The 22,565-nt window shown below is 70.5% G+C and carries 23 protein-coding genes; 11 read left to right on the forward strand and 12 right to left on the reverse strand.

What is annotated here, in order from left to right; genetic code table 11:
• Window positions 1-56: 56 nt before the first annotated feature.
• Both CCK91_RS17635 and CCK91_RS17640 read right to left on the reverse strand, forming a co-directional pair.
• Window positions 57-671 carry a hypothetical protein gene (locus tag CCK91_RS17635; protein ID WP_086475148.1) on the reverse strand — a complete coding sequence of 205 codons (615 nt, stop codon included), beginning with the start codon at window positions 669-671 and terminating at the stop codon, window positions 57-59.
• A gap of 1 nt (window position 672) precedes the next feature.
• Window positions 673-1,083 carry a DUF4383 domain-containing protein gene (locus CCK91_RS17640; protein ID WP_086475149.1) on the reverse strand — a complete coding sequence of 137 codons (411 nt, stop codon included), beginning with the start codon at window positions 1,081-1,083 and terminating at the stop codon, window positions 673-675.
• Between the two features lie 166 nt (window positions 1,084-1,249).
• Here CCK91_RS17640 and CCK91_RS17645 point away from each other — a divergent pair, with 166 nt between their 5' ends.
• Window positions 1,250-2,890 carry an Ig-like domain-containing protein gene (locus tag CCK91_RS17645; RefSeq protein ID WP_086475150.1) on the forward strand — a complete coding sequence of 547 codons (1,641 nt, stop codon included), beginning with the start codon at window positions 1,250-1,252 and terminating at the stop codon, window positions 2,888-2,890.
• 59 nt (window positions 2,891-2,949) lie between these two features.
• Here the strand turns inward: CCK91_RS17645 and CCK91_RS17650 are convergent, their stop codons facing one another.
• Window positions 2,950-3,276 carry a DUF2470 domain-containing protein gene (locus CCK91_RS17650; RefSeq protein WP_086475151.1) on the reverse strand — a complete coding sequence of 109 codons (327 nt, stop codon included), beginning with the start codon at window positions 3,274-3,276 and terminating at the stop codon, window positions 2,950-2,952.
• 128 nt (window positions 3,277-3,404) lie between these two features.
• On the opposite strand from CCK91_RS17650, the gene CCK91_RS17655 reads away from it, so the two are divergent.
• Together CCK91_RS17655 and CCK91_RS17660 are read left to right on the forward strand one after the other, a co-directional pair.
• A complete protein-coding gene (locus CCK91_RS17655) occupies window positions 3,405-4,703 on the forward strand; it encodes a serine hydrolase domain-containing protein (protein ID WP_165767089.1) in 1,299 nt (432 codons plus the stop codon).
• Between the two features lie 248 nt (window positions 4,704-4,951).
• Window positions 4,952-5,497, forward strand: a complete 546-nt coding sequence (locus CCK91_RS17660; RefSeq protein WP_086475153.1) for a DinB family protein — start codon at window positions 4,952-4,954, stop codon at window positions 5,495-5,497.
• Window positions 5,498-5,526: 29 nt separating this feature from the next.
• On the opposite strand, the gene CCK91_RS17665 is transcribed toward CCK91_RS17660, so the two are convergent.
• Window positions 5,527-6,090, reverse strand: a complete 564-nt coding sequence (locus tag CCK91_RS17665; protein WP_086475154.1) for a CGNR zinc finger domain-containing protein — start codon at window positions 6,088-6,090, stop codon at window positions 5,527-5,529.
• A gap of 90 nt (window positions 6,091-6,180) precedes the next feature.
• On the opposite strand from CCK91_RS17665, the gene CCK91_RS17670 reads away from it, so the two are divergent.
• Window positions 6,181-7,116, forward strand: a complete 936-nt coding sequence (locus tag CCK91_RS17670; protein ID WP_086475155.1) for an EamA family transporter — start codon at window positions 6,181-6,183, stop codon at window positions 7,114-7,116.
• Window positions 7,117-7,121: 5 nt separating this feature from the next.
• Here the strand turns inward: CCK91_RS17670 and CCK91_RS17675 are convergent, their stop codons facing one another.
• Window positions 7,122-8,270 (reverse strand): NAD(P)-binding domain-containing protein, encoded by a 1,149-nt coding sequence (locus CCK91_RS17675; RefSeq protein WP_086475156.1) that lies wholly within the window; start codon window positions 8,268-8,270, stop codon window positions 7,122-7,124.
• 63 nt (window positions 8,271-8,333) lie between these two features.
• Entirely contained in the window at window positions 8,334-8,906 is a 573-nt protein-coding gene (locus CCK91_RS17680) for a hypothetical protein (RefSeq protein ID WP_086475157.1), read from the reverse strand.
• 41 nt (window positions 8,907-8,947) lie between these two features.
• On the opposite strand from CCK91_RS17680, the gene CCK91_RS17685 reads away from it, so the two are divergent.
• Complete coding sequence (locus CCK91_RS17685) at window positions 8,948-9,613, forward strand: SIMPL domain-containing protein (protein WP_086475158.1); 666 nt, start codon at window positions 8,948-8,950, stop codon at window positions 9,611-9,613.
• An 8-nt stretch (window positions 9,614-9,621) separates the two neighbouring features.
• Here the strand turns inward: CCK91_RS17685 and CCK91_RS17690 are convergent, their stop codons facing one another.
• Complete coding sequence (locus CCK91_RS17690; RefSeq protein ID WP_242664605.1) at window positions 9,622-10,530, reverse strand: EamA family transporter; 909 nt, start codon at window positions 10,528-10,530, stop codon at window positions 9,622-9,624.
• A gap of 99 nt (window positions 10,531-10,629) precedes the next feature.
• Between CCK91_RS17690 and CCK91_RS17695 the strand changes: the two genes are divergently transcribed.
• A complete protein-coding gene (locus CCK91_RS17695; RefSeq protein ID WP_086475159.1) occupies window positions 10,630-11,511 on the forward strand; it encodes a LysR family transcriptional regulator in 882 nt (293 codons plus the stop codon).
• Between the two features lie 66 nt (window positions 11,512-11,577).
• Here CCK91_RS17695 and CCK91_RS17700 read toward each other — a convergent pair whose 3' ends face one another.
• Entirely contained in the window at window positions 11,578-12,663 is a 1,086-nt protein-coding gene (locus tag CCK91_RS17700; RefSeq protein ID WP_086475160.1) for a GTP-binding protein, read from the reverse strand.
• 93 nt (window positions 12,664-12,756) lie between these two features.
• Here CCK91_RS17700 and ykgO point away from each other — a divergent pair, with 93 nt between their 5' ends.
• Window positions 12,757-12,879 (forward strand): type B 50S ribosomal protein L36, encoded by a 123-nt coding sequence (gene ykgO / locus CCK91_RS17705; protein ID WP_079707423.1) that lies wholly within the window; start codon window positions 12,757-12,759, stop codon window positions 12,877-12,879.
• 3 nt (window positions 12,880-12,882) lie between these two features.
• On the opposite strand, the gene CCK91_RS17710 is transcribed toward ykgO, so the two are convergent.
• Window positions 12,883-13,302 (reverse strand): hypothetical protein, encoded by a 420-nt coding sequence (locus tag CCK91_RS17710; RefSeq protein WP_064294781.1) that lies wholly within the window; start codon window positions 13,300-13,302, stop codon window positions 12,883-12,885.
• Between the two features lie 242 nt (window positions 13,303-13,544).
• Between CCK91_RS17710 and CCK91_RS17715 the strand changes: the two genes are divergently transcribed.
• Window positions 13,545-14,615: a LacI family DNA-binding transcriptional regulator gene (locus CCK91_RS17715; protein ID WP_086475162.1), complete on the forward strand. Its 1,071-nt coding sequence runs from the start codon at window positions 13,545-13,547 to the stop codon at window positions 14,613-14,615.
• 584 nt (window positions 14,616-15,199) lie between these two features.
• Here the strand turns inward: CCK91_RS17715 and CCK91_RS17720 are convergent.
• Complete coding sequence (locus tag CCK91_RS17720; RefSeq protein WP_086475163.1) at window positions 15,200-16,702, reverse strand: HNH endonuclease signature motif containing protein; 1,503 nt, start codon at window positions 16,700-16,702, stop codon at window positions 15,200-15,202.
• Between the two features lie 506 nt (window positions 16,703-17,208).
• Here CCK91_RS17720 and CCK91_RS17725 point away from each other — a divergent pair.
• The 3 genes from CCK91_RS17725 to CCK91_RS19755 all read left to right on the forward strand — a co-directional run bounded on the left by CCK91_RS17725 (window position 17,209) and on the right by CCK91_RS19755 (window position 19,194).
• Entirely contained in the window at window positions 17,209-17,544 is a 336-nt protein-coding gene (locus CCK91_RS17725) for a nuclear transport factor 2 family protein (RefSeq protein ID WP_086475164.1), read from the forward strand.
• Window positions 17,545-17,805: 261 nt separating this feature from the next.
• Window positions 17,806-18,402, forward strand: coding sequence for a hypothetical protein (locus CCK91_RS17730; RefSeq protein WP_133060041.1), 597 nt, complete (start codon window positions 17,806-17,808; stop codon window positions 18,400-18,402).
• Window positions 18,403-18,543: 141 nt separating this feature from the next.
• Window positions 18,544-19,194, forward strand: a complete 651-nt coding sequence (locus CCK91_RS19755; RefSeq protein ID WP_124767670.1) for a GntR family transcriptional regulator — start codon at window positions 18,544-18,546, stop codon at window positions 19,192-19,194.
• Between the two features lie 39 nt (window positions 19,195-19,233).
• Here the strand turns inward: CCK91_RS19755 and CCK91_RS17740 are convergent, their stop codons facing one another.
• Together CCK91_RS17740 and CCK91_RS17745 are read right to left on the reverse strand one after the other, a co-directional pair.
• Entirely contained in the window at window positions 19,234-20,481 is a 1,248-nt protein-coding gene (locus CCK91_RS17740) for an APC family permease (protein ID WP_086475166.1), read from the reverse strand.
• A 43-nt stretch (window positions 20,482-20,524) separates the two neighbouring features.
• Window positions 20,525-22,525: an ABC1 kinase family protein gene (locus tag CCK91_RS17745; protein ID WP_086475167.1), complete on the reverse strand. Its 2,001-nt coding sequence runs from the start codon at window positions 22,523-22,525 to the stop codon at window positions 20,525-20,527.
• Between the last annotated feature and the right edge of the window lie 40 nt (window positions 22,526-22,565).

A 22,565-nucleotide genomic window follows, 5' to 3' on the forward strand; every position in this document is an offset into this window, starting at 1 on the left:
AAGTGTAACGGGCCGGACTCGTGAGCGGGAGGGTGGATCTGTCGCTGTGGAGGGAATCAGTGGCTGCTGTGCAGGGAACCGTGCGGGACTGCGAACGCGCCCGCGTTGGTCTGGGCCAGTGCCGGGGTGGTGATCGCTGCCACGACCGCTGCCCCGGCGAGCAGGGTGAGCACGTACCGCCCGGTGCTCGGCTCGCGACGTGGCCGACGGTTCGCTCGCGCCACCAGGGCGTCGAGCTCGAGTTCGTCCGGCGCCGTCGACGCGAGGGTGATCCGCCGGAGTCGCCGTGCGAGCACCCCGGCGACGATGAGCAGCAGGACCGTGGACGAGAGGGTCGGCAGGAACGGCGGCACGGTCGTGACACCGAGTGAGGCGAGTCCGTACAGCGCCACCCAGACGACCACCGAACCCACCGCGCCGGCGAAGGACGCACGGAGCCCCGGCACGCGGTCTCGGACGAGCACCACGACGGACCAGAGCAGTGCGGCGATGCCCAGGGCGACGAGCGGGATCGCGCCCACCGGGGAGGACCCGGCGCCGGTCGCGATCAGCACGAGACCGGCACCGAGTGCGCACATCGCGAGCAGGCTGTTCGAGATCGACGTGGTCCCGGAGCGGACCGCGGTGTCGCGGCCCGCCCGGGCGTCCTGACGTTCGACGGAGACCGACATGTCAGGCCGTGGCCACCCGGTGCGTGCGCTTGTCCGCGGCCAGTCCGGCGCCGAGCAGCACCACGGCGCTCGCGAGGTGGAGGAAATGGTCGGCCGTGTTGAGCGCGAGGATGTTGAGCGCGGAGCCCACGATGAAGAACCCGACGACACCGAGCAGGAGGTAGAACCCGCCGACCACCGTGTTGACGGTCTTGGCTGCGACGACGTTCGAGAGCCCGGCGATGAGCAGGGCCGCGCCGATGAGGACGTGGGCGATGTTGTGCAGCGGGTTGACCTCGAAGATCCCGAGGAGGAGACCACCCTCGGTGGCGAGGACGGGCAGGCCGCCGGCGACGATCCCGCCGAGGAGCCCGACGACCACGTAGACCGCGCCGAAGACGGCGGCGAGGAGCCGGTTGGGTGAGTGGAGCATGGGAGCCTCCTGAGTTCGGTCGAGCCCCGGGCTGATCCGAGGCATTGAAGGGTTCGGAGGTCGGCCGCTTCGCGGTTTGGTCCAGACGACCGACCAGCCGATCGTCCGATTTCTGCATCTGGTATTCCAGTTGTAGGCTGACCCGGTCCCGCTGAAAGGTCCCCTCATGCTCCTGCATCCCGCACGCGCCGCACGGCGTGCCACTGCCGCCACCGCGCTGGCCCTCATGAGCGTGTTGGCCTCACCGGCCGCGTCGGCGCTCGCCGAGTCGCCCCGGTCCGCTCCAGTGGAGCCCGCCGGAACGGTCGCAGACGCGACCATCGCGGACGTCCTGAACGCCCGCTACGCGGACACCGCCAGGTCCTGCGACGGTGGCGAAGCCGCCTACTTCTGCAACGGCGTCGTCGTCCGCACCACCTCGACGGTGCTCCCGACCCCGCTCCAGATCTCCCGCGACGGCGCCTCGTTCAGCTACTTGCGGGCGGATCTCGGCATCGAGACGCTCTGGCCGGCCGCGTCGGCCGGAATGATCCTGCAGCCGTGGGCCGACCAGGAGTCGCAGATGCGGCTCCGGTGCGCGTTCCCCTCCGACGCCGCGACCAACACCCGACCGGACAGCTGCGACCGCTCGACCGTCGAGGTGGAGTACGGCAATCCCGAGGGCAGTAGTGCCCCCTGCCTGGAACAGGGCATCGACTCCGGCGTCGCCTGGTCGCGGCACTTCGACAGCCTCGAGTGGAAGAACGGCAACTGTGCCTTCGGGGCCGATCTCGACGGGTTCGCCGCCTCATTGGAGATGCGCGCGCTCCTCCCGGTGGACGACTACCTGGACGCCCTGTGGAACGAGGTCGTGGTCGGTGCGTGGACCGTCGAGAGCACGCCGGAGCTGCCGGTCGAGGCGTTCTTCTTCATCGAGGGGAAGCCCGGCGGCCTGGAAGCCGCGGAGGCGCTGCAGGACGAGTTCGCGGCATTGGGCGGGCGGATCGTCCCGATCGTCGGGATCGACTTCGACCGGGAGGCGCCCTTCATCCCGGTGCCGTCGTCCGAGCTGTCGGTGACGTCACCAGCCGCGCAGGTCGGAGAGGCGCGGCCCGACTTCGCCGGCCGGGCGACGCCCGGATCCTCGGTCGTCGTGCTCGATGCCGACGAGCGGACGGTCTGCGCCGCCGCGGCCACCGATCGAGGCCGATGGTCGTGCACCCCCGACGCCGCGTTCGCTCCCGGCACGCACGAGGTGTCCGTCGTCGAGACGTCGACGGCCGGCGTCGTGTCCGTCGCCCACGCCTTCGAGTACCTCGTCAACGCGGCCCCCCGGATCATCTCCCCGGCCGCCGGGGAGCGGATCGTCGGCGAGCGCGTCGTCGTCACGGGTGAGGCCGAACCGTCGAAGTTGATCGAGGTGCGCGAGGCGGGGAGCTTCCTCTGTCTCACCTTCTCGACCCCGACCGGAACGTTCAGCTGCACGGTCGAGGCCGTCGGCGTGGGCGAGAAGCGGTGGACGGCCACGGCGAACGCCGGTGTCGCCACGAGCCCGGCCACCGAGTTCTCGTTCTTCGTCGCGCTCGAGGACGAGACCGGGCCGGTCACTCCTGAGGACCCGGGCACGCCTGTCGAGCCGCCGGTCACGCCGGTCGACGGTGGCGCCGGGCCGGTCGCTGATACCGCTGGTCCCGCGGAGTCGGACCTCGCCCGCACGGGGGTCGGCGCCGGCGGCACGCTCTGGGCTGCGGGGCTCCTCCTGCTCGCCGGCCTGGTGCTCGTGACGCTGCGCGTCGGCCGGTCCCGCCCGGCCGGGACTCGCGGCTGACCGCCCGAGCAGGGGCGCGGTCCGTCTCCTGACCGCCGCGACCGTCCGGCCGTCGTCGCTCAGTCGTGCGGGCGTGGCTCCACGCCCAGACGGGCGCACGCGGCGTCGTAGAGGGCGACGACCTCGCGTCGGATCTCGCCGCGCTCGGTGATGGTGCCGGCGGGCCAGGGCACCCGCCCACCCGCGGCGGTGCCGTCGACCGTCCAGGTCCACTCGCCACCCGTCCCGTCCAGCGCGATCATGGTGGCGGCCTCGGCCTTGGGCTCCAGGAAGGCTCGCACGATGAGCACGTTGTCGTCGGGGTGGTCGCCGTTCATGTGCGCCAGGACGGCGTCGACGGTGGTCTGCGGGAAGGCGTTCGAGGTCACCTCTCCAGGGAACACCATCGGCGCGCCTCGCACCAGGTCCGCCGCCCGAGTGACCGGCACGCGGCGTGCGACCGCAGCTCTCAGCCGCGCCCGGTTACAATCGGGAACAGTCTGCAGCTCCGCAGACCGCTCATCAGGGGGATGACTTGACTGCAACAGCTCCGAGGCGCCGGCGTCTCGCCGCACTCCTTACCGCGGCGACCCTCGCGACGGTGCTCGTCGGCTGCTCGGGCCCCTCGGTGTCCGACACCGACTTCCCCGACCAGGTCAGCGGCACGCTCGCAGGCGACACGACCGACGCCATCACGGCGGCGGTCGAGGCCGCCGTCACCCAGTCCGGATCCTCGGGCGCCATCGTCGGCGTCTGGGCGCCGTGGGCCGGGAGCTACACGGCCGGCATCGGCACGACCGAGCCGGGTGGCAAGACCAAGATGGATCCGTCCATGGTCTACCGCATCGGCGACACCACGCGCCCGATGACCTGCACCGTGCTCCTCGAGCTCGTCGACGAGGGCAAGATCAAGCTCACCGACCAGGTCCACAAGACCCTCCCGCAGGTCCAGGGCATCGAGGGCATCACCTACCAGCAGCTGTGCAACGGCACGTCGGGACTCGGCACCTACACGCCAGCGCTCAACGCCCAGTTCGTCACCAACCCGACCCGCAACTGGTCGATGGCCGAGATCCTCGCGAACGGCCTCGCGAGCGGTACCCGGACGGCTCCGGGGGCGCTCTTCGGCTCGAGCGACACCGGGTACATCCTGCTCGGCATGGCGCTCGAGGAGCTGACCGGTCAGTCCTGGCAGTCCCTGTACGACCACTACGTCTTCTCGCCGCTCGGCATGTCGAAGTCCAGCTTCCCCGACGCCTCCACCGTCGAGCTGCCGGGTTCGCACCCCAAGGGGTACCTGACGCCGCGCATCGCGGACGGCACCTACCAGTGCGACACGCCGACGGACGAGACCGAGCTGTCGCCCTCGATGGTGTGGACCGCCGGTGGCGTCGTCTCCTCGGTCGACGATCTGCGGAAGTTCACCCAGTCCTTCGCGTCCGGGTCGCTGCTGAACGACAGCACGTACAAGAAGCAGTGGAAGGACCCCGTCTCGCTGGGTGAGGCTGAGCCGACCTGGAAGAGCTTCGGTGTGGGTGGGTTGCAGATCGGTCCGTTCCGCGGGCAGGCCGGCGCGATCCCGGGGTCGCTGTCAGCAGCCTTCTCCGATCCGACCTCCGGCCTGACGGTCGTCGTCATGCTCAACAACTCGACGCTCGGTGCTGGCTTCGCGCAGACGCTCGCGATGCAGCTCGCGTCGATCGGCGCGAAGGCAGCGCCGGCGAGTGGGCAGAAAGCCCCGGAGATCGCTCTCCCGTGGTCCGAGCAGCAGATGGCTGAGCAGCTCGCCGCCTCGGCGATGGTCTGCGCCCCGCCGATCGTCCCCGCCGGGTAGCGGAGGCATCGGCCTGGGATCGTCGCCCTTCGACAGGCTCAGGGACCGCGTGGGTGTGGCTCGAGGGACCGCGTGGGTGTGGCTCGAGGGACCGCGTGGGTGTAGCTCAGGGACCGCGTGGGTGTGGCTCGAGGGACCGCGTGGGTGTGGCTCGAGGGGCCGGGGTGGTCGCGGACGGTGGCGGCGGATCGCGGCACGATGACGCTTTCGCGAGGGCGCTGGGTCACGGCGCTTCCTAGAGTGAACCCATGACGACGAACACCCCCGACGACACCATCGTCCCGGACACGAAGAACTGGACCTGGGTCCTCGAGCGCGCCTGCCCCGACTGCGGGATGGACACCTCGCGGTTCGGGTTCCGCGACCTCCCCGGGTTGATCCGGGCGAACGCCACCGCATGGCCGGCGGTGCTGGAGCGCGCCGACGTCCGGGAGCGGCCCGACCCGCAGACCTGGTCGCCACTCGAGTACGCGGCCCACGTGCGCGACGTGTTCCGCATCTTCGACGTCCGGTTGCGACTCGTCCTCGACGAGGACGATCCCGCGTTCGAGAACTGGGACCAGGACGCGACGGCTCTCGAGGAGCGCTACGGCGAGCAGGACCCGAAACGGGTCTCCGCCGAGCTGGTCGAGGCCGCGACGGTGCTCGCCGCGGCGTTCGAGCGGGTGCCGGACGAGGCGCTCACGCGGACAGGTCGACGGAGCGACGGCGCGCGCTTCACGACCGAGACCCTCGGCCGTTACTTCATCCACGACCCGGTGCACCATCTCTGGGATGCGACGAGATCGCAGTAATGGTCGTCATCCGGGTCTGGTGACGACCGCTACTGCGCTCTCGCGCGGAATGCGATCGTGTTGACGCGATTGCTGCAGCGGACGGAGCAGTAGCGTTTCGAACCGTTGCGGGACAGGTCGACGAGGAGGCCGTCGCAGTCGTCGGCGGCGCAGAGCCGCAGGCGGTCCCAGGCGTCGGACCGGACGACGTCGACGAGTGCCATGGCGATCTCGGTCTGGACGCGATCGACGAGCGGGGCGTCGAACTCGGTGGCGTGGAGGTGCCAGTCGAAGCCGTCGTGGCGACGCAGCTGGGGGAGTGCAGCGGACTCCCGGAGCATCGCGTTGATCTCGGCGACGGCGCGGTCGCGGGTGTCCGGGGCGTCCGCGTCGGACGCCCAGAGCGCGTGGATCCGCTCCCGGAGCCTGGCCACCGCGGCCCGCTCGGGCTCGTCGCCGTCGACTCGACCCGAGTACCGACTGACCCGCAGGAGCTCGACGAGCTGTGGCGGTGTCGCGAGCTCGTCGACGCCGCTCCGGGACGCCGATGCGCGGGTGTTCACGAGCAGTGCGGCGAAGAGCAGCGCATCCTCAGTGTCAGGGGCAAAATGCAAGTTGACTCCTTACTCTCTCCGAGAGTAGCTTCATCTCAGCCGGGCGTCCACCTCTTCTGCCGGCCCCACTCGCGGCAGCTGGAGACACTCATGAAGCACACGTCCTCGACCACGGTCGGTCTGCTCGTCGCGGTGCTCGCCGCGGTCGCGTTCGGCACCTCCGGCGCGTTCATCAAACCGGTGCTCGCGTCGGGGTGGAGCCCCGCTGCGGCGGTCACCGTCCGCGCCCTGATCGGCGGCCTGGTACTCGCCCCGTTCGCCCTCATCGCGCTCCGTGGTCGCTGGGACGCGGTCTGGCGTGGCCGATGGCGACTGCTCGGCATGGGCCTCATCGGGGTGGCGGCGACGCAGCTCGTCTACTTCGCGGCGCTGCAGACCATCGCCGTCGGGACCGCGATCCTCGTCGAGTACATGGCACCGCTGCTGCTCGTCGCCGTCGCGTGGGTCCTGACCCGACGTCGTCCCGCGACGGTCGTCCTCGTCGGCTCCGTCGTGTCGCTCGTCGGGCTCGTGCTCGTCGTCGCTCCGAGCGGTGGTTCGACGCTCGACCCGCTCGGTCTGCTGTTCGCCATCCTCGCGATGGTGGGCTGCGCCGCGTACTACGTCATCTCAGCCCGGCCGGCGAAGGGATTGCCTCCGGTGGCGTTCGCGGCCATCGGCCTGCTCATCGGGGCGCTCAGCCTGTGGCTCGCGGGGCTCGTCGGCGTGCCCTTCACGACCTCCGACGCCGACGTCACGGTGCTCGGCACCGACGTCGTGTGGTGGGTGCCGCTCCTGTTCGTCGGGGTGGTGTCGACGGCCGTCGCCTACGCGGCGAGCATCACCGCGAGTCAGATGCTCGGCTCCCGACTCGCGTCGTTCGCGGGCCTCCTCGAAGTGGTCGCGGCGACCGGGTTCGCCTGGATCCTCCTGGGGGAGCAGCTGTCGCTCGCACAGCTCCTCGGTGGGGTCTGCATCCTGCTCGGGATCGGCTTCGTGCGCTCCGAACGCGCTCCCGCCGTGCCGATCCCCGTCCCGGTGCAGTGACCGGGTCAGTGCTGAGGAACCGGGACGGCGGCGTCGAGGTCGGCGAGGATCGCCATGACCGCCGCCCGCCCGGCCCGGTTCGCTCCGACCGTCGACGCTGAGGGGCCGTACCCGATGAGGTGCACCCGCGGCTCGTCGGCCGCCCTGGTGCCGTCGATCCGGATGCCGCCGCCGGGCAGCCGAATGCCGAGCGGCGCGAGGTGGTCGAGCGCCGCCCGGAACCCGGTGGCCCAGAGGATGGCGTCGACCGGGAGGAACGAACCGTCGGCGAGAACGACCCCGTGCTCCTCGATGCGGCGGAACATCGGCTGACGCACCAGGACGCCTCGCGCCTCGGCCGCCCGCGCCCACGGCGTCCAGTGCATCCCCGTCACGGAGATCACGCTGCCCGGCGGGAGGCCCTGGCGCACGCGTTCCTCGACGCCCTTGATCGCCTCCACCCGGGCGGCGGTGTCGAAGTCGTCGTCCACCCACTCCGGTTCACGTCGCGTCATCCACACCGTCTCCGCCACCCGCGAGATCTCCTCGAGGAGTTGGATGGCCGAGATGCCGGCACCCACGACGACGATGCGTCGGCCGCGGAACTCGTCAGCGGAGACGTAGTCGGCCACGTGCAGCTGGCGTCCGGCGAAGCGCTCCCGCCCCGGGTACGCGGGCCAGAACGGTTTCGTCCAGGTGCCAGTCGCGTTGACGACCGCCCGCGCCCGGAACACGGCGGCGGGGGAGTCGGCGCCCGGGGAGTCGGTGCCCGCCGCGGTCTCGACGAGGAGCCGACCGCGCGGGTCGTCGTCCTCGCGGCGGACGGCGCGGACCTGCACCGGGCGGCGGACCGCGAGGCCGAAACGCTCCTCGAACGCCGCGAAGTACGGCGGGATGACGTCGACACTCGGGGAGGCGGGATCGAGCTCGGGCTTCGGCATGCCGGGCAGGTCGTAGATCCCGTTGACGGTCGACATGGTGAGCGACCGCCATCGGTGCTGCCAGGCGCCGCCCGGGGCACCGTTCGCGTCGAGGACGACGAAGGTGCGTGCTGCGGTCGCGCCATCGGTGGTGCCCAGTGGGACGAAACCGCGCCGATGCAGGTGGTACGCGGCCGACAGTCCCGCTTGACCCGCGCCGATCACGACGACGTCGACGGTCTCCGGAGTGCTCACGTGCTCTGCAACGTCGTCGACCGCTCGGGCATTTCCGACGGGGTCCGAGCTCGCATCGGCGATTCAGCCGTGGGCCAGGACCTGCACGCCGATGACGAGGACACCCAGGAGCACGAGGGCCGCGAGGGCGATGAGCTGTTGCCAGACGGACAGCCGCGCGCGCCGGACGGCGACCCACCCGCTGAGCCCGAGGGTGACGAGGTAGACGATCGCGGACACGCGGAGGGAGGTCTCGAGTTCCATGACGTCGAACACGGCGAGCATGAGCAAAATGGTGGGTGTCGCGACGGTGAGGAGCGAGCCCCACGCGATCCGGAGCATCGAGTGCCACCCCCGCTCGTCGGGGAACGCCCCGTGGGCGGCGAGGTGCGCGATCATCTCGGCGACCAGCCCGGCGAGGGTGATGCCGACCACGCCGATGACGAGCGAGAAGAGCGCATCCGGCGCGTCGTGGTGCTCCACGTTCGCCGCCAGCACGAGGACGATCGCGAGGCCGGTGAAGGTCGCGTAGACGCGCTCCTTGAGGTACTTCGCGACCGTCTCGACGTCGCCGGGCGGCAGCCCGCGTCCCGCCGGACCGTGTGCGTCCCGCCGGCGTCCACGTCGTCGATCCGCCCAGGTTCCGCCGTCCGTCATGGTCCAGAGCGTAGCCGCCGTCGCGGGATAGAGTGCCGGGTATGAGCGAAACGATCATCACCGTCGAGGGCCGCTTCGACTACCACCACCCGGCTGAGCGTGGGACCGTCCTCATCTCGGCGGGCTTCCAGGGACCCGAACGTGAGCCCGTCGTCTCCCACACCACCGCGCTGCACCGGGCGCTCAGCCAGACGGCGGAGCAGTTCCGCGCGCAGTCGGCAGTCACCTGGTGGTCCGCCGACCGGCTGCGGGTGTGGAGTGAGCGGCCATGGAACAAGGACGGGAAGCAGTTGCCGCTCGTGCACCATGCGGCGGTCGCGCTCGAGGTGAAGTTCGCCGACCTCCAGTCGCTGGCCCGCTGGGCCGAGGAGATCGCGGTCCAGGACGGCGTGACGGTGACGGGCGTCACCTGGGCGCTCACCGAGGCGACGAAGCACCGCATCACGGCCGAGGCCCAGCACAACGCCGTCCGCGACGCCGTGGACCGCGCGACCGCCTACGCCCGGAGCCTCGGGTTGGGCACGGTGCGACCGGTCGCATTGGCCGATCCCGGCATGCTGGGTGACGAGACTCGCACCTCGGGGACCCAGACCGCGGCGCCGATGATGCGCGGAGCCGCCGCACCTGCCGGCGACACCGCCCTCGACCTGAAGCCGGAGGACATCACGGTGTCCTCCCGCGTGCACGCCCGCTTCGCCGCGTCCTGACCCGACGATCAGCTCGGCGCGATGCTCGGCTGCACCTCGGGTGCGCGACCCCGCCTGGCTGAAAGCACGGCGCCGATCCCGGCACCGACCACGCAGGCGATGCCGAGCCACTGCGGTGTCGTGAGCTGCTGACCGAGCACGAGGAGTCCGGCGATCGCGGCGATGGCCGGCGCGGATGCGAGCAGGATCGAGAAGGTCGCGGCGCTGAGGCGTCTGAGGGCGACGAACTCCAGCGCGTACGGCACGGCCGACGAGAGCGCGGCGACGCCCAGGCCGAGCAGGAGGATGACGGGATCGAACAGGGCGATGCCCGCGGTCGTCGCGGCGAGTGGGATGGTCACGAGCGCGCCGATGGCGGCGGCGATCGCCAGACCGTTCAGGCCGGGGAACTCCGACCCCGTCCGCGCCGACAGCAGGATGTAACCGATCCAGAGGGCGCCGGCGGCGAGTGCGAGGACGACGCCGAGCGGATCGAGCGCAGCCGTCGGTCCGCTGTGGAGGAGCACCCCGCCGAGGAGGAGGACGCCGACGAGGGCGACGCCCGCCCAGAGCGCGCTCGTCCATCGACGACCCGCGATGACGCTGAGTGCCAGCGGGCCGAGGATCTCGAGGGTCACCGCCGGGCCGAGCGGGATGCGGTCCAGTGCCAGGTAGAAGCAGACGTTCATCGCGGCGAGGACGAGCCCGAAACCGACCGCCGATCCCCAGGCGCTCCTCGGGTGTCCGCGAAGGGCCGGGCGGGCGACGGCCAGCAGGATGAGCGCGGCGAACACGAGGCGTAGTGTCACCATGCCAATCGGACCGACCTGCGGGAACAGCGTGACCGCGATCGACGCGCCGAGCTCCTGACAGACGAGTCCGGCCAGGACGAGGAGGGCGCCGGTCGCCGCCTGGCTCGGTCGCGGTCTGCGGATCACTGCACCACGCTAGCGCGCCCGGTCGCCGAGCCTCATCCGGTCACCGAGCTTGTCGAGGTGCCGCCCCAGTCGGGCTCGCCGGTGCGGCATCATGAGGGCATGAGGATCGACGAACTCGCGTACCTTCGGGCGCTCGCCGAAGACGGTCACGTCCCGTACGCCGCTGAGGCGCTCGGTATCTCCCAGTCGACGCTCACGAGGGCGATCGGTCGGCTCGAGGCGGACGCCGGGGTCGAGTTGTTCGACCGCCACCGCAGCCGGCTCGAACTCAACCGCTACGGCGAGATCCTCCTCGTGCACGCGCTCCGGGCGCAGACCGAACTCGACAACGCGCAGTCGCGGATCGACGAGCTCCGCGACCCCTCGGCCGGCCTCGTGTCCATCGCCTACGTCTCGTCCCTCGGTGGCTGGCTCATCCCGCGGATCGTGAGTGAGTACCGCCAGCTGCTGCCGGACATCCGGTTCGTCCTCGACGGTGGGAAAGCTGACAGCGTGCTGGACGCGCTCCGCTCCGGCTCGGCCGACGTCGCCTTCCTCAGCCCGGAACCGCGTGATCCGGACATCGAGTGGCGTCCGCTCACTTCCGAGCGGCTCGCGCTGGGTGTGCCGGTCGGACATGCGCTCGCCGATCGGACGTCGTTGGCGGCGTCCGACCTCGAGCAGACCGAGTTCCTCGCGATGACGACGGACTCGGGGCTCCGGCAGATCGCGGACGCGTACTTCGCGAGGCATGGCGTCGTGCCCCGGGTGACGATGGAGGTGTCCGAGCTGTCGACGCTCCGTGGTCTCGTACGCGCCGGGGTCGGGATCGCGGTCCTCCCCGACTCCACGAGTATGGAGGGCGTCGTGCTCGTCCCGCTCGACGACGAGGCGGTCCGGGTGATCGGTGTCGCCACCAGCCGTGCCCGGGCGGTGTCGCCGGCCGTCGAGCAGTTCGTGCGGTTCGTCCGCGAGGAGTGGGCGAGCGCGCGGATCCACTGAGCCGCCCATGTCTGCACGAAATCGACCGAAATCCGAGCCGTTTCGGGCAGTTGACGGGCCGGCCGCTCAGTGCTCGTGGGTGGTGCTCCAGGGCGTGAAGGCGTCCGGGTAGCGCGCCCAGGCCGCCGGCCCGGCGAGGAGTTCCTCATCCGTCAGGGTGGAGGCGTGCAGGGCGGCGGTGATGGCGACCTCGTCGAGGTCGATGCCGGTGACGACGAGCTCCTGGCCGAGTGGTGCACCAGGGTCGTTCGTCTCGAACGACGTGGGTTCCAGATCGATCATCGAGCCGACGTGCTGCAGGACGCCGACGCGGGAGGCGCGCGTCGCCAGGACGAGGAACCCCGCCGTACGGACGACCTGTCCGAACCGCCCCGCCTCGATCGGTCCGTCGAAGCACGCGAGGAGTCGTTCCGGGTGCATCGGTCGGGGGCTGTCGAACCGTAGGGTGGTCACCCGGTCGTGATCGACCCACGGCCGGTGCTCGCCGTTCAGCATCGCGACCCAGCCGGGAGAGGTGCTGAAGCGGTCCAGTTCGAACGGCGAGTCGCGGTAGCGCGCGAGCGGCTCACGGTTGCCCGCGGTCGCCGGAGTGCCGGGTGTGGCGCGCGGTCGGGCCGCGACCGGCTCGACCATCCGCGTCAGCGCCGTCGGGTTCAGGTGGCTGAGGAGGGCGAGGAGCACCGCGAGTCGCTCATGTGTCACGCCGCGTCGGCCTGCGACGGCGATGGTGTCCGCGTACTCGAGCTGCTCCACGGTGATCATCGACCGTGCGGTGTACGCCGTGTCGCCGTCCTCGTCGTGGGTGACGTAGTCGTCATCCTGGAGGTCGTGCAGGAGATGAGCTGCGTCGACGACGGTCACGACGGCGTCCAGGACGGCCGTGTCGCGGTGCCCGAGGATGGCGGAGACCGCGTCGACCGGGCGGACCGTGCTCCCGCAATCGAGGACGAGGTGCCGGGGAGCGAGCGGGTGTCGTGCAACGGCGTCGATCGCGTCGTCGATGTCAGGGTGGGCGCTCTCGGCGTCGTCCTGCCGCTCGATCGTGACGAGCGCCGCGGACTTTCCGGCGATCTGTCGGGCCACGGTGCGACGCTCCGGCGGGCAGGTGCCGAGGACGAGCGTCACGGTCAGCGGGATGCGAGGCGTGGTCACGGCGGGTTCTCCTGGTCGATGGGTGCTACAGTGCGTTTTGTTGAGAATCGTTCTCAACAAGGTAGCACGCATCGTGATCACCAGGAGGTCGCCATGAAGGTCCGCGCATCACTCAAGTCGCTCAAGGACAAGCCGGGGTCGCAGATCGTCCGCCGCCGTGGCCGGGTGTTCGTCATCAACAAGCAGAACCCGCGGTGGAAGGGTCGCCAGGGCTGAGCGTCAGCCGCGCACGACGTTCACGACGATCGTGACGACGCCCAGTGCGGCGATGACGTACGCCCAGAAGCGGACGGGGATGAAGAAGAGTGTGGAGCTCGGGCGGCTGTAGAGCTGCTCGCCGGTCTGCGGGTGGCGCACGGGCACGGCCTCCTGCTTGACGGTGATGCCGTGCTCGTTGACGTACGGCTGCGCGAGCTGCTGCCACACGACGACCGGCCGCGGTGCATCAAGCTTCGCCAGCGCGAACTTCCCGAAGGCCCAGCATGCGACGGCGCCGAGCAGGAATCCGATGCCGACGAACACCCCGGACTGCGCCGATCCGCCGTCGGGCGAGACGATCGCCTTGATGAGGAAACCGGCGCCGACGGAGAGCCCGAAGATCAGGAAGACGACGATGCCCCAACGGGTCCAGATGATCATGTGTGCTCCTCTTCGGGTGTCGGTCGCGACGCGCAGCTGAACACGCGGCACCTGCGCGACCGGCGGCTCGTCCATCACGGTACCGAGGTCGGCTGTCCACCCGCGATGGGGAGCGGTGCCCATGCGGCGGACCTGACGAACCGCTGGAGGTGCGACGGAGAGCGCGACCACGTCGTGAATCGACGGATACGCTGCTCTGAGCGAGACGTGCGGACGTCGCCAGGTGGGAGCCGGTGGGGCTGGTGGGTAACGACGACGAGAAGGCGCGGGTCGCGACGATCTTCGATGTGGCGCGTCTGGCCGGAGTCTCACACCAGACCGTGTCGCGGGTGCTCAACGATCTGCCGAACGTGCGCCCCGCGACGCGGCAGCGGGTCGAGCAGGCGATCGCGCAGCTGCGGTACGCGCCCTCGCAGGCTGCACGGTCACTCGTCACCCGCCGTTCACGGACGATCGGCCTCACCACGACGGGTGGGCCGGATTACGGACCGTCGAGCACGGCGCTCGGCTTCAACGAGGCTGCACGGGACGCCCGGTATGCCGTGAGCATGGCGAGCATGCTCGAGTCGGATCCGGCGTCCCTGCGCCAGGCCGTCGAGTTGCTGCTGCGGCAGAACGTCGAGGCGATCGTGCTCATCGCGGCGCATCGTGGGGCGCTCGACGCGGTGCGCGGGATCGAGCTGGGGGTGCCGCTCGTCGCGGTCGAGTCGAGTCGTCGGGACGGGTTCCACCGTGTCTCCATCGACCAGTACCAGGGGGCGCGGATCCTCGTCGACCACCTCGTCGGGTTGGGGCACACCCGCATCGCCCATCTCGCGGGGCCGGCGGATTCCGTGGACGCGTTGGAGCGGGTGCGGGGGTGGCGTGATGCGCTGTCCGAGCACGGGCTCGTCGCTCGCGAGCCGCTGGTGGGCGACTGGACGCCGGCGAGCGGGTTCCGGCTCGGGCGGCAGCTCGTGGCGGGCCTCGGTGACGGAGATGATGACGACGATGGGCGCTCCAGTGGGCGGGTCGGTGAGTCGTTCACGGCGGTGTTCGCGGCGAACGATCAGATGGCGCTCGGCGTGATCCACGCGCTGTCGGAGCGGGGCCTGCGGGTGCCGGATGACGTGAGCGTCGTCGGGTTCGATGACATCCCGGAGGCTGAGCACTTCGCGCCGCCGCTGACGACGATGCGGCAGGACTTCCCGGCGCTCGGGCGGACGATCATGACGACGCTGCTCGAGGTGCTGAGTGATGCGGACTCGGTCGGCGTGGTGCGTTCGGTGCCGCAGCTCATCGTGCGGGAGTCGACGGCGCCTCCGAGCGCCTGAGCTGAGCCCTTCCCGTTCCTCGGTCCGGCGCCCCGCCCCCGAGGCAGCAGCCCGGTGCCTGAGCCGGAGTTCTTGGCCCCCTGAGCAGGTGTCCAGGGTTCCTGAGTCAGTGTCCCCGGTCCCTGAGCTTGTCGAAGGGTGGCGGTCGCTCGTGGGCCCTTCGACAGGCTCAGGGACCGGGGTGGCCGGGTTGTCGAATACGGCGTCGTTCACCGAGCTTGTCGACGGGTGGTGGTTCCCGTCTCGGTCCCTGAGCTTGTCGAAGGGTGCGTGGGCCGGTTCGTCATCGGCCCTTCGAGTGGCTCGGGGGTTGGGTGGTCCGGTCGCTGAGCTTGTCGAGGCAGCGTGGTTCCCGTCTCGGTCCCTGAGCTTGTCGAAGGGCAGGTGTGACGGCTGTTCGTGTGCCCTTCGACAAGCTCAGGGACCGGGATGGCCGGGTTGTCGAATACGGCGTCGTTCCCTGAGCGTGTCCGGGTGTGCTGGGTCCCCGTTTCGGTCCCTGAGCCTGTCGAAGGGTGGTTCCCGTGTCGGTCCCTGAGCTTGTCGAAGGGCAGCGGGTGCGGAGGCAGACGGGTGCCCCGGGTTCAGGCGGCGAGGTGGATGCGTCCGCCTCGGATGGGGGTTTGGTGTCGGTCGATGTGGCTGGGTGGGATGAACCAGGGGACACCGTTTTGGATGGTGATGGTCCAGTGGTCGTCGTGGATGCGGTGGTGGTGGAAGGGGCAGAGGAGTACCCCGTTGTTGAGGTTGGTGGGGCCGCCTTGTGACCACCACCGGATGTGGTGGGCTTCGGTGAAGGATGGTGGGTGGGTGCAGCCGGTCCAGGCGCAGCCGCCGTCGCGTTCGGCGAGGGCGAGTTTCTGGGCGCGGGAGAACAGTCGGGTGCTGGTGCCGAGGTCGAGGACTTGGGATGGTCCGCGGAGCACTGCGGGGATGAGGTTGGCGTCGGCGGCGAGGCGGCGGAGGGCGCCAGCTCCGATGGGTTCGTCGATGCCGTCGATGGTGGCGGTGCCGAGGCCGGTTTCGAGGGTGTCGTGGTCGGTGCGGATGATGACGGTGACGGGGGTGAGTTCGGTGGCGGCGCTGCTGCAGCCGGCCAGGTGTCGGAAGGTCTCGGTGAGGGCGATGGCGCGTCGCCGGTCGATGGGGATGAGTGACGGCCCGTCGGGCATGGGGTGACCGGATCCGTCGGGTTGGTCGGCCGTGTCGGGGTGGATGAAGTGGGGTTTGCGGTGGGTGGCGCCGATGAGGGCGTCGAGGCCGGCGCGGATGAAGGCGGCGCTTTCGGGGGCGAGTTCGGCGCGGAGGAGGGTCATGCCGGTGGGGAGTTCGTGGATGGTGCAGCGTTCTGCTCGGCGGAGGAGTTCGTCGCGGGGTTCGCGGCCGTCTTGGTCGAGGCGGGTGCGGACGAGTTTCGCGATGCGGGTGACGTCCTGCAGGGGCGCGTGCGCAGCGTGCTCGATTGCGATGACCGATGCTGCGTCCAGTTCGGGTCTGGTGCAGATGCGGCCGGCGTTGCGGAGCTCGCGGACGATGACCGCGGCGCCGTCGATGCTCAGGGGTGCCCGTGGGCTGCCGAGGGCGCCGTGGTCGTGTGGGTCATCTTCTGCCGTGGCGGAGTGGGGATCGGCGGCTGGTTCGGTGGCGTCGTCGGAACCGGGTGCCGATTCGAGGGCGGTGGCGACCGCCGGGAACGGGCATTCCTCCAGCTCGCCGAGCAGCCCGCGCGGTTTCGTGATGGCGGCACCGACCTCGGCGATCGCCGCGCCTCGGGCGCGTGCCACCCGCCACCGCTCCGACACCATGACGCCCGGGTTGGCGTAACCGGCAGCGCGCACCAGGGTGCCGTCGCGGCCACTGGGCGACGGACGCAACGCGATCGCGCCGACGACGCGGGCGGCGAGGATCTCGACCGCGTGCTGCACGGCACCGAGCTCGTCGAGGAGGCGGAGGATCGCCTCGTCGTTCATGTTCTCGAGCTGCTCCGCGACACCCGAGCCGGGACGGATCGCGTCGAGCGCGCCCTGCCAGACCGCATCGAACCCGGCCGCGGCGGCGGCGAGCGGGTTCGGTGCGGTGCTGGTCATGGGTCCATCCAAACACGGACCACTGACATTCGAACGGCCAACGAATCACCCGCTGATCTGGGTATTTATCCGACAGTTGATGTTTGCTCGTGGGCCCTTCGACAGGCTCAGGGAACGGGTGTCTTCGGTGGTCGATGTGCGGCAGGGGAGGCTGCCCGTGGGCCCTTCGACAGGCTCAGGGAACGGGTCTCCGCGGTTGTCGAGGAGCGGTCCGGCAGGTCCCTCGGGGTGCCCTTCGACAGGCTCAGGGACCGACGGTGACGCGGTCGCGGAGTCCGCCTCTGGTGGGGAAGGTTGCTCGTGGGCCCTTCGACAGGCTCAGGGAACGGGTGTCTTCGGCGGTCGATGTGCGGTGGGGAAAGTCCCTCGGGGTGCCCTTCGACAGGCTCAGGGAACGGGTCTCCGCGGTTGTCGCGGCGCGGTCCGGGAGGTCCCTCGTGGGCCCCTCGACAAGCTCAGGGACCGGCCGCGACACCGCAGCGCCAGCCCGCGCGTAGGATCGCCGCATGCGTTCATCGGCGATCGACACGGTTCTGGCGTTCATGCGCGCGTTCCGCGAGCAGGATCAGGCTGCCGCCGAGGCGCTCATGCATGCGGACTTCGTCTTCACGAGCCCACAGGACGACCACCTCGACCGAACGACCTGGCTCGAACGCTGCTCTCCGAGCGCCGACCATTTCGACACCCCCGGCGTGACGCTCCAGATCGTCGAGACCGACGGCATCGTCCTCCACCGCTACGAGTACGTCGTGCACGGGAAGACGTACCGCAATATGGAGGCGACTCGTGTCGTCGACGGCACCGTCCGGGAGGTCGAGGTCTACTTCGGCGGCGCTGCCTGACGGGCCTCCGCCGATTCACCCGGCAGGTCCGCGACTCAGTGGCCGAGCAGCGCGTCGAGCCGTTCGAACCCCTCGACGACGCCACGCTCCATTCCGTTCTCGATCATGCCGTCGCGTCCTTCGACGCTCGGGAACACGCTCCATCCCGACACGCGCGTCCGGCCGTCGCCGAGGTCTGAGAACCGTATCGTCGAGATCTGTCAAGGTTCGCGCTGCCCATCGGGTCGTTCCACCCCGCTCTGACAGGATTGAGTCATGCGCATGAGTTCTCGTCGAACGACCCTGGCCGCAGCTCTCACGGTCGCCGCTCTCGCCCTCACCGGATGCTCCACCGGCTCCTCGTCGGACGCGGGCCGATCGTCCGCCTCGCCGACGCCGTCGGTGTCGCAGCCGCCGAGCACGCCGCTCCAGGAGCAGACGCTCACCGACGACGTCGACGGCACGAAGGTGACCGCCCTCGCGATCGTCGACGACTTCCCTGCGCCTGCCGGCACCACCGACGGCCTGTGTCCGATGCTCATCCAGGTCCGACTCGAAGCCGGCGACGAGTACGGCGGAAGTGTCTTCCCCTACCGGGTCTCCGTCACCACCCGTGCCGTCAACCTCGACTACGTGACGCTCGGTCTCGGAACGCCCGAGGCGCTGAAGGCGCCGATGGCCGCGGCCGGCTACTCGCTCCTGCAGGCGACGCCCGCCGGTGAGACGGCGACGGGCTGGATCGGCGCCTGGGTGCGCACCGATGAGACCGAGTTCGACCTCGTCTACGACCGCATAGAGGGCAAGGTCATCGGCGGCAGCAAGAGCGGCGAGGTCGTGCCGCCGAGCCGTGACATCATCCCGCTCATCCCGCAGGACTAGCCGCCGATCGAGGGCGACCCGGTGAGGTCCGAGCGGTGACCCCGCCCGTCAGGTGTCGTCGAATCTCCCGTCAACCCCGGGTGGATCCGCTGATATTCGGTACGCTGATGGCATAGCATTCGCCGACGAAGGAGATCCCGCATGCCCGTGCCCTCAGCCAACCCGCCCGTCGAGCGTCGTTCACTCCGCGAGGTCGCCGTCGAGCGCATCCGCACGGCCATCTTCGACGGCACCCTCGAGCCCGGCGAGCACCTCAACGACGGCGAACTGCAGTCCTGGCTCGGGATCTCCCGCACGCCGATCCGCGAGGCCCTCAACGACCTCGCCCGCGTCGGCCTCATCGAGATGGCCGCACAGCGGTACACCCGCGTCGCCCTGCCCGACCCGGCGCAGCGCACCGAGGTCATGCAGACGCTGGGCGCGATGCTCGGCGGTGTCGTCCGCGTCACCGTCCCCGGCCTCGGCGCGACGCAGAAGAAGGCGCTCGTCCGCTCGATCAACCAGGTGATCGTGGTCGTCGAGCAGCGCGACATCGCCGAGCACGGGCGACTCAGCTGGGAGCTCTTCGACGCGTTCATCGCCGCGTGCCCGAACGCCACACTCGTCGCGGCGACGAAGGACATCATCGACGGCCTCACCTACCGGTCCTCTGCGACGCGCACCGAGGAGAACACCGACTGGGCTGCCAAGGAGCAGGGCTACCCGGCGCTCCGCGAGGCGGTCGAGGCCGGCGACGCGATCGCCGCCGAGCTGGCTGTCGAGAACATCTTCCGCCTCTCCGCGCAGCTGTAGCCGGTCGGCCCTTCGACAAGCTCAGGGACCGGGGTCCGGTCACTGAGCCTGTCGAAGTGCCACGGCCCGCCCGGCGAACCCGACGAGGACGACGACGCTGCCCACGAGCACCGACGTCGGCGGCAGCGTGAACATGAGGACGACGCAACCGACGGCGCCGAACGCACTCACCGCGCGCGGGTACCGTCGGCGCTCGCGTGTCTGGCGGAACGCCGCGACGTTGGCGACCACGTAGTAGAGCAGCACGCCGAACGAGGAGAACCCGATCGCGCTCCGGAGGTCGACGAGCAGCACCAGCACGACGACGACCGCCCCGACGAGCAGCTCCGCGCGGTAGGGGGTCGCGAAGCGCGGGTGCACCGCGTCGAGCACCCGAGGCAGGTCGCCGGTCCTCGCCATCGCGAAGGCGGTCCGGCCGATGCCCGCGAACACCGCGAGCAGTGCTCCGAGACAGGCCGCCGCCGCCCCGAGCCGCACCAGCGCCGCCGCCCACGGCCACCCGTTCACCTCCACCACCGCGGCCAGCGGGCGTGTGCTGGACGCGAGGCCGTCCGCGCCGAGCGTGAGCAGCGACACGACCGCAACGGCCACGTAGACGACCACGGCGACGACGAATGCGATCCCGATGGCGCGCGGGATCGTCTTGGCCGGGTCGCGGACCTCCTCGCCGAGGGTCGCGATCCGCGCGTACCCGGCGAAGGCGAAGAACAGCAGCCCCGCGGATTGCAACACGGCGAGCGGGCTGGCGTCGAACCCGAGCGACGCGACCCCCGTCGAACCGGCGTCCGGCCCGATGACGCCTGAACCGACCACCACGGCGAGGACCAGCAGGACGGCCACCACGATCACCCGGGTCGCGGTCGCGGTGCGGGTGACCCCGAGGCAGTTGGTCACGACCACGAGGGCGACTGCGAGCGCGGCGACCGGACGACTCCACTCGGCCGGTGCCGCATACGCGGCGAAGGCGACCGCCATGGCTGCGGCGCTCGCGGTCTTGCCCACCACGAAGCTCCATCCGGCGGCGAAGCCCCACCACGGCCCGATGAGTTCGCGGCCGTAGAGGTAGGTGCCGCCGGCCGAGGGGAGTTGTGCGGCGAGCTGCGCGGAGGACATCGCGTTGCAGCAGGCGACGACCGCGGCGATGACGAGCCCGATGAGGAGTCCCGCTCCGGCGACCTGCGCCGCCGGCTGGAACACCGCGAAGACCCCGGCGCCCATCATCGAGCCCAGACCGATGAAGACGGCGGCGCTCGTGCCCAGGCGTCGCTGCAGTCGGGGGTCGCTCACCCGATCACGGTAGTGCCGTCAGGTGAACAGCGGGGTGCTCCGGTCACCGACCCCGGCGGACGACGGTCTGCCGCAGGACGCGCAGCAGCCCGAGGAAGCCGAGGAACCCGATGAACGCCGCGATGAGATCGAACACCCGCAGGCCGCCGGGGAGGACCGGGCCGGCACCGGTGACGACGAGGACCACGGCGATCACCAGGGCGGCGATCGAGATCAGGGTTCCGACGATCTCAGCGGTCACGCCCTCCACGAGTCCCTTCGCCGGTTCGTCGGCGAAGCCCTTCAGCGTCACGCCGACCGTTCCGTCCTCGAGTCCGGACAGCAGCGAGTCGAGTCGACGCGGGAGGTTGCGGGCCAACGCGGCGGTGACGGCTGCCTGCGCCTGCAGGGTGACCGCGGTCTGCCGGACGGACTGCGAGCGGCGGAGGAGGCGCGGGACCATCGGGAGGGCCTGTTCGAACATGTCGAACTCGGGGTCGAGCGCCTTGAGGCACCCTTCGAGGGTCGCGAAGCTGCGGAACGCGGCGGCGAGGTCGCCGGGGAGCGCGATGTGGTGTTGCCGGATGACGTCGAGGAGTCGGCTGAAGATCGAGCCGTCGCCACCCGGACGGTGACGCTCGGTCGTGATGACGATGCCGACGTCGTGGCGCAGGGCGTCGAGGTCGGCGTCCTCAGGCAGGTCGACGATGAGGAGGAGGGCGTCGGTCGCCGCGATGTCGTCCTCGCTGACGGTCGCGAGCATCACCGCGGTGAGTCGTTGCCGCTGGCTGCGCTCGATGACGCCGACGGCCCCGAAGTCGATCAGCCCGAGCGATCCGTCCTCGCGGAGGATCACGTTGCCCGGGTGCAGGTCGGCGTGGAAGACGCCGTGCACGAGGATCTGTTCGAGCACGACCTCCATGAGGCCGGTCGCGAGGGTCTCGCGTTCCTCCTTGGGGATGGTCGCGATGCGCTCCCGCGCTCGACTGAGCGGCAACCCGTCGACGAGGTCCATGGTGAGGAGGCGGGCACCGGAGGCCGCCGGGTAGACGCGTGGCACCGTGATCCGGACGCCCTCGTCGCGCTCCTCGCGACGCTTCAAGGTGCTGCGGATCATCTCCACGTTGCGGGCTTCGATCCGGTAGTCGAGTTCTTCGAGCAGCGTCGAGGTGAAGGCCCGCGCGACGGAGGCGAGGCGGAGGTCCTGCCCGAACTTGGTGTGCGTCTCAGCGCGCTCGGCGAGGCGGACGACGATGTCGGCGTCGGCCTCGACCTGCACCCGGGCGGCCGGTCGCTGGACCTTCACGACCACGGGTGTGCCGTCGAGGAGCTCGGCGGTGTGCACCTGCGCGACGGACGCTGCAGCGAGCGGCTCGGAGTCGATCGACGCGAACACGGTGTCGATCGGCGCACCGAGCTCGGTCTCGATGACGACCTCGACCTCGTGCCAGGGCAGCGTCGTCGCTTCGGACTGCAGCGACGCGAGGGCGCTGAGGTAGGGTTCGGGGACCAGGTCGCGTCTCGTCGAGAGCACCTGTCCGAGCTTCACGAAGGTGACGCCGGAGTCGTTGATCGTGGCGATGATCGCGTTGGCGCGCTGCTCGCTCGTGGTGAGTTCGAGCTGGACGCGGGATCGGCCGTGTACGAGCCAGCCTGCGCCGTGCCGTGACGCGATGGTGAGGATCTGCAGGTATCGCCTCGTCCGTCGCCGCCGTTTGATCGCCGAGCGGACGACGTCGATCGGGTTCATCAGCGGGCGCGTCGGGATGATGACCTCGATGGCCACGAGGACACCGAGCCCGAGCGCGAAGATCCAACCGATCGCGAGGAGGGCGACGGCGACCGCCGCGAAGGCCGCCCGAGCATCTCCGGCCTCACCCGGTTGGACCAGGCCGGTCTGTTGCAGCAGCCAGTTCACGAACGGTGGGCCGGTGACGAACACGACGAGTCCGACCAGGATGCTGCGCGGCCATCCGACCGGGGCGTCGAGCACCCGCCGCGCAGCGAATCCGAGGAGCAGCGCCGACACGACCGCCAGGACGATGGTGAGTGCGTCAGTCAGCATCCGGCATCCCCTCGTGGGTCGAGCGGTCGTCTCGCCCCGT

It is taken from the genome of Plantibacter elymi (nom. nud.), assembly GCF_900177795.1.
Taxonomy (GTDB): Bacteria; Actinomycetota; Actinomycetes; order Actinomycetales; family Microbacteriaceae; genus Plantibacter; species Plantibacter elymi.